The 12,439-nt window shown below is 58.9% G+C and carries 10 protein-coding genes; 4 read left to right on the forward strand and 6 right to left on the reverse strand.

Annotated elements, in window-relative coordinates; genetic code table 11:
- Nucleotides 1-8 precede the first annotated feature (8 nt).
- Nucleotides 9-2,174, reverse strand: coding sequence for a YgiQ family radical SAM protein (locus ACTJJ1_RS17655; RefSeq protein WP_004948258.1), 2,166 nt, complete (start codon nt 2,172-2,174; stop codon nt 9-11).
- Nucleotides 2,175-2,354: 180 nt separating this feature from the next.
- Here ACTJJ1_RS17655 and ACTJJ1_RS17660 point away from each other — a divergent pair, with 180 nt between their 5' ends.
- Together ACTJJ1_RS17660 and ACTJJ1_RS17665 are read left to right on the forward strand one after the other, a co-directional pair.
- Nucleotides 2,355-3,242 (forward strand): PfkB family carbohydrate kinase, encoded by an 888-nt coding sequence (locus ACTJJ1_RS17660; RefSeq protein WP_440834695.1) that lies wholly within the window; start codon nt 2,355-2,357, stop codon nt 3,240-3,242.
- 40 nt (nt 3,243-3,282) lie between these two features.
- Complete coding sequence (locus ACTJJ1_RS17665) at nt 3,283-3,456, forward strand: hypothetical protein (protein ID WP_440834697.1); 174 nt, start codon at nt 3,283-3,285, stop codon at nt 3,454-3,456.
- Here the strand turns inward: ACTJJ1_RS17665 and ftsP are convergent.
- The 3 genes from ftsP to parC form a co-directional block, all read right to left on the reverse strand.
- Nucleotides 3,434-4,849 carry a cell division protein FtsP gene (gene ftsP, locus ACTJJ1_RS17670; RefSeq protein ID WP_440834699.1) on the reverse strand — a complete coding sequence of 472 codons (1,416 nt, stop codon included), beginning with the start codon at nt 4,847-4,849 and terminating at the stop codon, nt 3,434-3,436. The two genes, ACTJJ1_RS17665 and ftsP, sit on opposite strands and share 23 nt — an antisense overlap.
- A gap of 131 nt (nt 4,850-4,980) precedes the next feature.
- Complete coding sequence (locus ACTJJ1_RS17675) at nt 4,981-5,718, reverse strand: 1-acylglycerol-3-phosphate O-acyltransferase (RefSeq protein WP_004948265.1); 738 nt, start codon at nt 5,716-5,718, stop codon at nt 4,981-4,983.
- 232 nt (nt 5,719-5,950) lie between these two features.
- On the reverse strand, nt 5,951-8,224 hold the full coding sequence (parC, locus tag ACTJJ1_RS17680) for a DNA topoisomerase IV subunit A (protein WP_004948267.1): 2,274 nt from the start codon (nt 8,222-8,224) through the stop codon (nt 5,951-5,953).
- 324 nt (nt 8,225-8,548) lie between these two features.
- Here parC and ACTJJ1_RS17685 point away from each other — a divergent pair, with 324 nt between their 5' ends.
- On the forward strand, nt 8,549-9,130 hold the full coding sequence (locus tag ACTJJ1_RS17685) for an NAD(P)H-dependent oxidoreductase (protein WP_004948269.1): 582 nt from the start codon (nt 8,549-8,551) through the stop codon (nt 9,128-9,130).
- Nucleotides 9,131-9,177: 47 nt separating this feature from the next.
- A complete protein-coding gene (locus tag ACTJJ1_RS17690; protein WP_004948272.1) occupies nt 9,178-9,486 on the forward strand; it encodes a putative quinol monooxygenase in 309 nt (102 codons plus the stop codon).
- Between the two features lie 21 nt (nt 9,487-9,507).
- Here ACTJJ1_RS17690 and ACTJJ1_RS17695 read toward each other — a convergent pair whose 3' ends face one another.
- Both ACTJJ1_RS17695 and parE read right to left on the reverse strand, forming a co-directional pair.
- The gene (locus ACTJJ1_RS17695; RefSeq protein WP_004948274.1) at nt 9,508-10,404 is read right to left on the reverse strand and encodes a LysR substrate-binding domain-containing protein; all 897 of its coding nucleotides are present in this window, start codon (nt 10,402-10,404) and stop codon (nt 9,508-9,510) included.
- Between the two features lie 90 nt (nt 10,405-10,494).
- A complete protein-coding gene (parE, locus tag ACTJJ1_RS17700) occupies nt 10,495-12,390 on the reverse strand; it encodes a DNA topoisomerase IV subunit B (RefSeq protein ID WP_020439830.1) in 1,896 nt (631 codons plus the stop codon).
- Nucleotides 12,391-12,439: the final 49 nt, after the last annotated feature.

Below are 12,439 nucleotides of genomic sequence, written 5' to 3' on the forward strand. Positions count from 1 at the left end.
TCGGGCCGTTACGGCTTACCGTTGCGGATAGGTTTGCGCGGCGGCTTGTTCGACGGCGTACGCTGCCGGGTAATGTCGGTATGCTTGGTCAGCGCCGGGCGAGTATGACGCTGCAGGCGTTTCGCTTCGCGCTGCTCGTCGATGCTTGGCGCAGGCACCAGACACTCGCGGCGGCTGCCGATCAGGTGCTTCATGCCCATTTCTTCCAGCGCGGTGCGGATCATCGCCCAGTTAGCCGGGTCGTGATAGCGCAACAGCGCCTTGTGCAGACGGCGCTGACGATCGCCGCGCGGCACTACCACATCTTCCGACTTATACCCCACCTTGCTCAACGGGTTCTTGCCGGTGTAATACATGGTGGTGGAGTTGGCCATCGGTGAAGGATAGAAGTTCTGCACCTGATCGAGGCGGAAACGGTTTTTCTTCAACCACAGCGCCAGATTCACCATGTCCTCATCGCGAGTACCCGGATGCGAAGAGATAAAATACGGGATCAGATACTGCTCTTTGCCCGCCAACTTCGAATAATGGTCGAACAGCTGTTTGAACCGATCGTAGCTGCCCATGCCCGGTTTCATCATTTTCGACAGCGGCCCTTCCTCGGTGTGTTCCGGGGCGATCTTCAGATAGCCGCCGACGTGGTGGGTTGCCAGTTCTTTGATGTAGCGCGGATCTTCCACCGCCAGGTCATAACGGACACCGGAAGCGATCAGGATCTTCTTGACGCCCTCCAGCGAACGCGCGCGGCGATACAGGTTGATGGTCGGCTCGTGGTTGGTGTCCATGTAGGTGCAGATTTCCGGATAGACGCACGAGGCGCGGCGGCAGGTCTGCTCGGCGCGCGGGTTGGTGCAGCGCAGCATGTACATGTTGGCGGTCGGGCCACCCAGATCGGATATCACGCCGGTAAAGCCCGGCACCTTGTCGCGGATCTCTTCGATTTCACGAATGATCGAATCTTCCGAACGGCTCTGGATGATGCGCCCTTCATGCTCGGTGATCGAACAGAACGAACAGCCGCCGTAGCAACCGCGCATGATATTGACCGAGAAGCGGATCATGTCGTAGGCCGGAATGGTTTCCTTGCCGTAGGACGGATGCGGAATACGCTGGTATGGCAGGGCAAACACGCTGTCCATTTCCGGCGTGGTCAGCGGGATTGCCGGCGGGTTGATCCACACATAACGGTCGCCATGCGATTGCATCAGCGCACGGGCGCAGCCTGGGTTGGTTTCATGGTGCAGAATTCGCGAGGTGTGCGCATACAGCACTTTGTCGGCCTTCACTTTTTCGAAGGACGGCAGCAGCACGTAGGTTTTTTCCCACGGCTTTGGCTTGGCGGCGCGCACGGTGACCGGCTTGGCTTCCGGCTCCGGCGTACCGCCGTCGGCGCACGGCAGATCCTCGCCGTAAGGGTTGGGGATCGGCTCAATGCGGCCCGGCTTGTCCAGACGGGTGGAATCCACGCCGGTCCAGCCCGGCAGCGCGCCTTTACGCATCACCGCCGTGTTGCGGATATCGTGGATCTCGCTGATTTTTTCACCGGCGGCAAGGCGGTGCGCCACTTCCACCAGCGGACGCTCGCCGTTGCCGTAGATCAGCATATCGGCTTTGGAATCCACCAGCACCGAACGGCGCACGGTATCCGACCAGTAATCGTAATGCGCGATGCGACGCAGACTGGCTTCGATACCGCCCAGCACGATCGGCACGTCTTTATAAGCTTCTTTGCAGCGCTGGCTGTACACCAGCGTCGCACGATCCGGGCGTTTGCCGCCCACGTTGCCGGCGGTATAGGCATCGTCGTGGCGCAGTTTGCGATCGGCGGTGTAGCGGTTGATCATCGAGTCCATGTTGCCGGCGGTGATACCGAAGAACAGGTTCGGTTTGCCCAGGCGCATAAAGTCGTCTTTATTGCTCCAGTCCGGCTGCGCAATAATGCCCACGCGGAAGCCCTGCGCTTCCAGCATGCGGCCGATGATCGCCATGCCAAAACTCGGGTGATCGACATAGGCGTCACCACTGATAATGATCACATCGCAGCTGTCCCAGCCCAGTTGATCCATCTCTTCGCGCGACATCGGTAAAAACGGCGCGGTGCCAAAACATTCAGCCCAATAAGGCTTATAGGAAAACAATTCACGGTCGGGTTGGATCAGGCTGGTCGTGCTCATTCTGGTGCTCTTTCACAGGTTAATTAATCGCCGGGCGGCGATTATACGCACTAGTGGCAAAAAGAGCATGGTTATTTCACACATTAGTCACATCGCCAACCGCTTGCCCCTCGACTCCGGGCGTTTGCGCCGTCATCATAGCCTATCTGTCCGGCCCGATGGCCGGCAGCGGAGGACAAAATGAATGAGCTTTTAGCAGTAAAACCGGTTCTGGTGCTGGGCAGCGCAATCGGAGAAATCGATCTGGAGCAACAGCGGCGAATTGGCGGCAGTGCATTTAACGTGGCGCGCGCGCTAAGCCGCCTGCAGGCACCGGTGGTCAATGGCATGCCGGTAGGCAATGGCGAATGGGGCGCGATGATTGAGGCCGCCATGAATGAACTCGGTCTGCCGGTGCTGCTGCGCCACGGCCAGAGGGATAACGGCCAGCGTCTTACGCAGTTGGAACCCTGCGGCAAGCGCACCTTTGTCAGGGTGCCGGGCTGCGAAACCCAGTGGAACAAGGCCCAGCTCGCCACGCTGCCGTTGACGCCTGAAACGCTGATCTACATTCATGGCGACGAACTGACGGGCGAGAGCGGTGAAGCGCTGCGCGACTGGCTGACACGGCTGCCGTTCGACCAATGGCGCCTGATCGATCCCGGCTCGCGGGTTGGCCTGCTGGATGCGGATTTCTTCGCCATGCTCAGCGACAGCGACACGGTACTGACGCTCAATCGCAACCAGGCAACAACGCTGTGTGGCGAAGACGACGTGCTCACCGCCGCACAACGCTTTGCCGCCGCGCACAATATTACGCTGATATGCCGGCTGGAGGGGGAAGGCGCATGGATTTGCGATGGCCGTAATCCGCCGCTGAACGTTGCCGCATCTCAGGCCCAGGTTGCAGATACTCTCGGTGCCGACGACGCCCACTGCGCCGGTCTGTTGGCCGGTCTCTCCGCCGGCTGGCCACTGCCGCAGGCAGTCAGCCTGGCCAACCGCGTGGCCGCCTGCGTAGTGGCAAGCCAGGACGCCACAGACGCGCCGAACTGGCAACGGCTGCAACAACGCTTTCCCAAAAGCTGAAGCGCAATGGGCGCACCTCTGCGCCCATTTCCTTGATCTAATGAGCGCACTCTACCGGCCCGGCGTGCGGTTCTGCCCGCTGCGGCAGGCGCCGTCGGCGGATTTGTACGCTATCTACCGAGAACGCCAGGTAGTGCAGGCGTTTCTGGACATGCTGCGTGCGGCCCCTGACGGCGCCGCACAGGGCCGGCTTAAGGTGCCGGCTGTACCATAAACTGGCCGGCGGTACCGCGATCCGCCATCTCCAGCGTCTGGCTGTAGAACAGGAACGGGAAGTGCTCCGAGGTGGACTGATTGAAGTAAACCAGCAGCTCGACGTCGCCGTCGACCCATACGGTGTCCTTCCAGCCGCGATCTTCCGCCATCGGCTGCGCGCCATTGACGCGTTTCACCAGGAACTGCACGCCCTGAATGTGAAACGCCTGCGGCGCATCCGCGTGAATGTTCCAGCGCTCCCAGGTGCCCTGCTGCGTTTGCACATCGATGCGGTTCATGTCCCAGATAGCGCCGTTGATCCCTGGCTGGCTGTCGCCCAGACGGAATTCGCGGGTGCGGCTGGCGCTGCCGTCCAGCAGTTGATCCGCCAGCAAGCGCATCGGCAGGTTATCGGTCACCAATGGCAACAGGCCGGTAGGCCTCAGCGTCAGCACCTGGGTGGAGACCAGAATGCTCGAAGGTTCAAACAGGCCGCGCAGGCGATCCATCATGCCCGCCGCTTCACCGGCGGTGATGGTTACCTCATCGCCTTTTGACATATCGACCAGCACTTCACGGCGTTCGCCCGGCGCCAGCGAAAGCTGCTGCACCGCCACCGGCGCAGGCAGGAATCCCTGATCGCTGGCGACAACGTTGAACGGCCGGCCGTCGCTCAATTGCAGCATGTAGCGGCGCGAGTTAGAAGCATTAAGCAGGCGCAGGCGCACCCAACCGCGAGAAACCTCGACGTAAGGATTTTGCACGCCGTTGACCAGCAGCGTGTCACCGACAAAACCGCCCTGCGACGGCGGATCGTATTCCGGCGTACCGAAATTATCCAACCGTTTGTCCTGAATGATCAGCGGGAAGTCGTCAACGCCGTAGTGGTTCGGCAGCGGCAGCGCTTTGCTGACCTCATCCTCAACCAGCCACAGCCCGGTCAGGCCATTGTAAATGTGCGGCGCCATGCGGTTCGGCGTGCTGGCGTGATACCAGCAGGTGGCCGCGCTCTGGCGAATAGGCAACACCGGCGACCAATCGACGTTAGGCGACATCATGCGCGGCGCGCCACCCATCAGGGTGCCGGGCACCTGCAGGCCGCTGATGGTCATCGCCACCGGCTCCGGCAGACGGTTGCTGTAGATCAGCTTGACGTCGTCCCCGTTGTAAACCCGCACCGTCGGCCCAAGATACATGCCGTTAATGCCCCACACCGACGCCTTGCGGTTATCCATAAACGCCCAATGGGCGCGCTGCAAGGTTAAAAACAACGGCTGACCGCGGCGGGATTCCAGCAGCGGAGGAATCGGTAATGGCGTCTGCGTTCCGCTCGCCTCAGCCCTCAGCGGCACGGCTCCTGCGCACAGCGCCAAGCCCGATGCCTGAATAAACTGACGTCGACTGAGTGACATATTTTCTCCATGAAAAGCAATGACTAACCGTGTGCAAAGACCGGGCCCCTGTTAATCAGATTAGCAGGAGCCCGGGCGTTAACGGCATCAGGCGCCGTTTAAAAGTTCATTCTTTGAAGCCGGTGGGAATATTATTTTCCGACCGCATTGCGCTGGGCGACTTCTTCGTCCAGCTCGGCGATTTTCGCCAGCATCAGCGCATGGCAATGGGCCGCCAGCTCACGTACATTTTCTCTGCCGTAATTGCTGACGTCGATCGGTTCCAGTATTTCTACGATCGCATGGCCATTATTCCAACGGTTAAGATTAATTTTACCGGTGGTGGTAGAAACGCAGATCGGCACAATCGGCACCCCTGCGGCGATTGCCGCGTGGAATGCGCCGGTTTTAAACGGCATCAGCCCGCGCCCGCGGCTGCGGGTGCCTTCAGGAAACATCCAGATCGAGATATCTTTCTTCTTGAACTGTTCGGCTACCTGAGCAATGGTGCCATGCGCTTTGGCGCGGTTATCCCGATCAATCAGCAGGTTACCGGTCAGCCAATACAGCGGGCCAAAAAAGGGAACCCACAACAGGCTTTTTTTGCCGACGGTCACGGTTCGCGGCTGCACGGCTTTGGCAGCCGTCACCATATCGTAGTTATTCTGGTGGTTAGCGATATAAATGCAGTTGCCGTTTTTGGCTGCATCGGCCGGTACGCGGACTTCTACGTTCAAACCGAATAACCCGGACAGACGGCCAAACAGATGACCGAACGTCGCCACATGGCGGGGATCGCGAGGACGGAATAATAAACAGTAAATAGAACCGAAAATGCACACCAGAAGACAATACAGAGTGGCGAGCACGGCACGCAAAATTAATAACATAACAACCTCATTAGCACACTGCCGACGCAGCCTGAAGCGCTGCGCAGATCCCTTTACTCATTCTTTGATTGCAGAGCCCGAAAACCTCACCTGCATTTTTTTCTATTTTCCCGCCAGCCGACGATACGCACAATAATTTTATGCAGCGAAATGTTAACTATTTGAAAATAATTGCCGGTGGCGGGAAATAAAGCGGGCGCAGCATGCTGCGCCCGTTTGTTATGCCGTCAGCTTACTCTTCGCTGTCGCCCGCAGACGCACGCGCCGGTGCATCGATCTCTACGCGATCGATACGCTGCAAGCCACGTGGCAGTGAGGTGCCTTTACGGCCGCGTTCCGCACGGAACTTCTGCAAATCTTCCGGGCGCAGCGTCAGCTTGCGTTTACCCACATGCAAGGTCACGGAGGTTTGCGGTGGCAGCACGAACAACCATGTCAGCTTGTCTTCACCGGAAGCGGCCTGCGCCGCCGGGATGGAAACAATCTTGTTGCCCTTGCCCTTCGACAACTGTGGCAGATCGGCAACCGGGAACAGCAACATGCGTCCGGCAGCAGTGATCGACAGCAGCATGTCGTCGTCACCGTGGATCTCCATCGGCGCCAGCGCTTTGGCGTTGTCAGGCAAAGTGATCATCGCCTTACCGGCACGGTTGCGTGCCACCAGATCGTTGAAGGTGCAGACAAAACCGTAACCGGCGTCAGAAGCCATCAGCAGTTTCTGATCGTCCGCCGCCATCAGCACTTGCTCAATGGTCGCGCCCGGCGGTGGCGTCAGCTTGCCGGTTAACGGCTCGCCCTGCCCGCGCGCCGAAGGCAGCGTCAACGGATCGAGCGCGTAACTGCGCCCGGTGGAGTCGATAAATACCACCGGCTGGTTGGTTTTGCCGCGCGCCGCGCTGCGGTAGCTGTCGCCGGCTTTGTAGCTCAGGCCGCTTGGATCGATATCGTGGCCCTTGGCGCTACGCACCCAGCCCATTTCCGACAGTACGATAGTCACCGGCTCGGACGGCACAAAGTCATGCTCGCTCATCGCCTTGGCTTCCGCACGCTCGGTAATCGGCGAACGGCGATCGTCGCCATAGGCCTGCGCATCGGCCTGGATCTCTTTCTTGATCAGGGTGTTCAGCTTGCGTTCAGAAGCCAGCAATGCCTGGAGGTGATCGCGTTCTTTGGCCAGTTCATCCTGCTCGCCGCGGATCTTGAACTCTTCCAGCTTCGCCAAATGGCGCAGTTTCAGCTCGAGGATCGCTTCCGCCTGGGTGTCTGAAATGCCGAAACGCTGCATCAGCACCGGCTTGGGTTCGTCCTCGCTGCGGATGATGTGGATCACTTCATCGATATTGAGGAACGCCACCAGCAAACCTTCCAGAATGTGCAGGCGTTTCAGCACTTTTTCCAGTCGGTAATTCAGACGGCGGCGCACCGTGTCGCGGCGGAATGCCAGCCATTCGGTAAGGATTTCCACCAGCCCTTTGACCTGCGGGCGGTTGTCCAGGCCGATCATGTTCATATTGATGCGGTAGCTGCGTTCCAGATCGGTGGTGGCGAACAGGTGGTTCATCACCTGGTCCAGATCGATACGGTTGGAGCGCGGCACAATCACCAGCCGCGTCGGGTTCTCGTGATCGGATTCGTCACGCAGATCTTCCACCATCGGCAGCTTTTTGGCGCGCATCTGGCTGGCGATCTGCTCCAGCACCTTGGCGCCGGAAACCTGGTGCGGCAAGGCGGTGATCACCGCGCTGCCGTCCTCTTTTTTCCATATGGCGCGCATACGCACCGAACCGCGGCCGTTCTGGTAAATTTTACGGATTTCATCGCGCGGCGTAATGATTTCGGCTTCGGTCGGGAAGTCCGGGCCCTGCACGAACTCGAGCAACTCCTCAAGCCCTGCGCCGGGTTTGTCGATCAACGCCACCACGGCGGCAGCCACTTCCCGCACGTTGTGCGGCGGGATATCGGTCGCCATGCCGACGGCAATGCCGGTGGTGCCGTTCAGCAGAATGTTGGGCAGGCGCGCCGGCAACATCTTCGGCTCCTGCATGGTGCCGTCAAAGTTCGGCACCCAGTCAACGGTGCCCTGGCCCAGTTCGGCCAGCAGCACTTCCGCGTATTTGGACAGGCGGGATTCGGTATAACGCATCGCCGCGAAGGATTTCGGATCGTCCGGCGCCCCCCAGTTCCCCTGGCCGTCTACCAGCGGATAGCGATAAGAGAACGGCTGCGCCATCAGCACCATAGCTTCATAGCAAGCGCTGTCGCCGTGCGGATGGTATTTACCCAGCACGTCACCCACGGTACGGGCGGATTTTTTGAATTTGGCGCTGTTGTTCAGCCCCAGCTCGGACATGGCGTAGATAATGCGCCGTTGTACCGGCTTTAGACCGTCGCCAATGTACGGCAACGCCCGATCCATGATGACGTACATGGAATAGTTCAGATAGGCGTTTTCAGTGAATGTGTGCAGCGGTAAACGCTCTACACCGTCATGAGTCAGATCACTCATTACTCAATTATCCTCAGACCGTGGCTTGGCAATCCCTGGACGACAAAGGGTATAGCTTGTCGATTCTGTCGGCGATAGTAACCCATCAGCAGGGTAGCTGTCACAGTTGGCGCAGCAATCGCCCGGTGAAGCCGGTGCAACTGCCGATTTTATGCAAAAATTTATTACCTGGCAGCGTCTTTATTGACTCACAGTCAACACTGTTGTGCGCTGGATCCCATTTTTACGGCTATTGCTAACGATTACACTCCCTGTCAACGAAATGCTTTCTGCGCTCAAACGCGGAAAGCCGTACCCATTTTAACTCTGACAGGAGCCGCGAAAATGAGCAACATCCTGATTATCAATGCTAAAAAGCAATTCGGCCATTCAAACGGCGAACTTAACCAAACGCTGAGCGACGTGGCGGAAAGCTTCTTGCGCGACGTGAAACACGATGTGCAGGTCACCGTGGTCGACGACGGCTATGACATCGAAGCCGAAGTGCAGAAATACCTGTGGGCCGACGTGGTGATTTATCAGATGCCGGGCTGGTGGATGGGTGAGCCCTGGATCCTGAAAAAATACATCGATGAAGTGTTCACCGCCGGGCACGGCAGCCTGTACGCCAGCGACGGCCGCACCCGCGCCGACGCCGGCAAGAAATACGGCTCCGGCGGCCTGATCCAGGGCAAGAAATACCTGTTGAGCCTGACCTGGAACGCGCCGCTGGAAGCCTTTACCGATCCGCAGCAGTTCTTCCACGGCGTGGGCGTTGACGGCGTTTACCTGCACTTCCACAAGGCCAATCAGTTCCTGGGCATGGAAGCGCTGCCGACCTTTATCTGTAACGACGTGATTAAACAACCTGATATCGACAGCGATATCGCACGTTATCGCGCGCACCTGGCAGAAATTTTTGCTTAACTAAGGCCGCGTAAGCGTATAAATCCGCATAAATCAATGAGGTTGTGATGATCACCGTAATTGCAGAAATCAAGACCAAACCGGGCCACCGTGAAACGGTGCTCAAAGCGATCGAGAAACTGATCCCGTTGGTGCTGGCGGAAGAGGGTTGCGGCGAATATACGCCGATGATCGACAGCCATACTCAGGCGCCATGGCAGAAACTGTCGCCGGACTCGGTGTTTATGCTGGAAAAATGGGAAAGCCAGGCGCACCTGGAAAAACATCTGGATATCGCTCACATGCACAAGCATCGCGATACCATTAAAGACAGCGTAGTTGGCGTAACCATTCACGTGCTGGGTAACGCGCTGTAATGCCTGGGGCCGCTCTGGCCCCTACAGCGTCTGCGCGTCGATATGCGCGCTGACGTAGTCCAGAAAACAGGTAATACGTGCCGCCAGCTGGGTATTGCGGTAATACACCGCATTAATCGGCTGGCGCACATCCAGCGTGTCCTGCTCCAGCAACTGCACCAACCGCCCGCTGCGCTGATCGTCACGCGTCATGAAATCCGCCAACTGCACTATCCCTTCGCCACGTAACGCCAGTTGCCTTAGCGTTTCGCCGCTGGATGCCGAGAGAGTCGGCGTGATGGCGAAATGTGGCGCCTGAGGGTTGCGCAGCGGCCACAGATTGAGTGATTCCGGTTGGGTAAAGCCGAGCAGGCAGTGTTCGCGCAGCGCTTCCACGCTGTTCGGGGTGCCGTAACGTTCAAGGTAATCCGGGCTGGCGAGAATACGCAAACGGCTGGCCCCCAGCAGACGCGCATGAATGGTTGAGTCGCGCAATATGCCGATGCGAATGGCGATGTCGGTACGCTTCTCCAGCAGATCGATAATCAGGTTGTCGGTATTCAACTCCAGCTCGATCTGCGGATAACTTTGGCGAAATCCCGCCACCAGCGGCACGATCACGTGTTCCATAAAGGGGGCAGCAGCGTTGACCCGCAATTTGCCGGCCGGGATCAGCCTGCGCAGCGCCATCTGCTCTTCGGCGTTCTCCACCGAACGGATAATGTCGCGCGCATGGCCAAGAAAGCTTTGGCCTTCTTCGGTCAGCTCAAGCCGGCGCGTGGTGCGGCGCATCAGGGTGGTGTCGAGTTTCTTTTCCAGGCGACTGAGTGCGCGGCTGATGCCGGACGTGGTTTGGCCGAGCTGTTCAGCGGCGGAGGTAATGGAGCCGCTGTCGACCACGGAGGTAAACGCCAGCAATTCTTCGAGGGTGATTTTCATGCATTCCGCCCAGAGTGGTCGGGTGCGGCCTGCCGCGCCCCTGCGGGAAGAAGGCCCGGCGCAGAAGCCGGGCCTGACAAGAGATCAGAATCAGACGGAAAGATCGGCCATATCGCCTTTGTCCTGCAGCCAGTTACGGCGATCTTCAGAACGTTTCTTGGCCAGCAGCATGTCCATCATCGCCAGCGTCTGGGCCACATCGTCATCGCTCACCGTCAGCTGTACCAGACGACGGGTGTTCGGATCCAGAGTGGTTTCACGCAGTTGCAGCGGGTTCATCTCGCCCAGCCCTTTAAAGCGCTGAACGTTCGGTTTGCCCTTTTTGCGCTTCAACTGTTCCAGCACGCCGGCTTTCTCTTCTTCATCCAGCGCGTAGAACACCTCTTTACCGAGGTCGATGCGATACAGCGGCGGCATTGCCACATACACGTGGCCGCCCTTCACCAGCGAACTGAAATGGCGCACGAACAGCGCACACAGCAGCGTGGCGATGTGCAGGCCGTCGGAGTCCGCATCCGCCAGGATACAGATTTTGCCGTAACGCAATTGGCTGAGATCTTCGCTGTCCGGATCGATGCCGATCGCCACGGAAATGTCATGCACCTCCTGCGAGGCCAGCACTTCGTCCGAGGAGACTTCCCAGGTATTCAGGATCTTGCCCTTCAGCGGCATGATGGCCTGATACTCGCGATCGCGAGCCTGCTTGGCTGAACCGCCCGCCGAGTCCCCTTCCACCAGGAACAGTTCGGTCATGTTCAGATCCTGCGACGTACAGTCCGCCAGTTTACCCGGCAGAGCCGGACCGCTGGTCAGCTTCTTGCGCACCACTTTCTTGGCGGCGCGCAGACGGCGCTGGGCGCTGGAAATAGCCAGCTCGGCCAGCTGTTCCGCCGCCTGTACGTTCTGGTTCAGCCACAGGCTGAAGGCGTCTTTCACCACGCCGGAAACGAAGGCCGCGCACTGGCGCGACGACAGGCGTTCTTTGGTCTGCCCGGCGAACTGCGGATCCTGCATCTTCACCGACAGCACGTAGGCGCAGCGGTCCCAGATGTCTTCGGCGGACAGCTTCACGCCGCGCGGCAGGATATTGCGGAATTCGCAGAACTCGCGCATGGCGTCCAGCAGCCCCTGACGCAGGCCGTTAACGTGGGTGCCGCCCTGCATGGTCGGGATCAGGTTGACGTAGCTTTCCGTCAACAGCTCGCCGCCTTCCGGCAGCCACAACAGCGCCCAATCCACCGCTTCGGTATCGCCGGCGAAGTTGCCGATAAACGGCGCTTCCGGCAGGGTGATCAGGCCGTTGACCGCTTCCATCAGGTAATCGGTCAGACCGTCCTGATAACACCAGCGCTGCTCGGTGTTGTTCAGCTTGTCGATGAAGTAGATTTCAACGCCGGGGCACAGTACCGCTTTGGCTTTCAGCAGGTGGCTCAGGCGCGAAACCGAGAAGCGCGGGCTGTCGAAGAACTTTTCGTCAGGCCAGAAGTGGATGCTGGTGCCGGTATTGCGTTTGCCGCAGCTGCCGGTCACCGCCAGTTCTTGCACCTTGTCGCCGTTTTCGAAGGCGATGCTGTAGACGTTGCCGTCACGCTTAACGTTGACTTCCACCCGCGTCGACAGGGCGTTAACCACCGAAATCCCCACGCCGTGCAGGCCGCCGGAGAACTGGTAGTTCTTGTTGGAGAATTTACCGCCCGCGTGCAGACGACACATGATCAACTCAACCGCCGGGACGCCTTCTTCAGGGTGGATATCCACCGGCATACCGCGGCCGTCGTCGATCACTTCCAGTGACTGATCGGCGTGCAGAATCACGTCGATGCGCTTGGCATGGCCTGCCAGGGCTTCATCGACGCTGTTATCGATCACCTCTTGGCCGAGGTGATTTGGGCGCGTCGTGTCGGTATACATGCCGGGACGACGGCGCACTGGTTCTAGACCGCTGAGGACTTCAATGGCATCAGCGTTATAGGTGGATTGAGTCATCGTTGAATTTTTTTCGTGGTTAGAAGGAAGGTGCCTATACCCGTCGTCT

Origin of the sequence: Serratia sp. 22264, assembly GCF_052045345.1 — a bacterium.
Lineage (GTDB): Bacteria > Pseudomonadota > Gammaproteobacteria > Enterobacterales > Enterobacteriaceae > Serratia > Serratia plymuthica.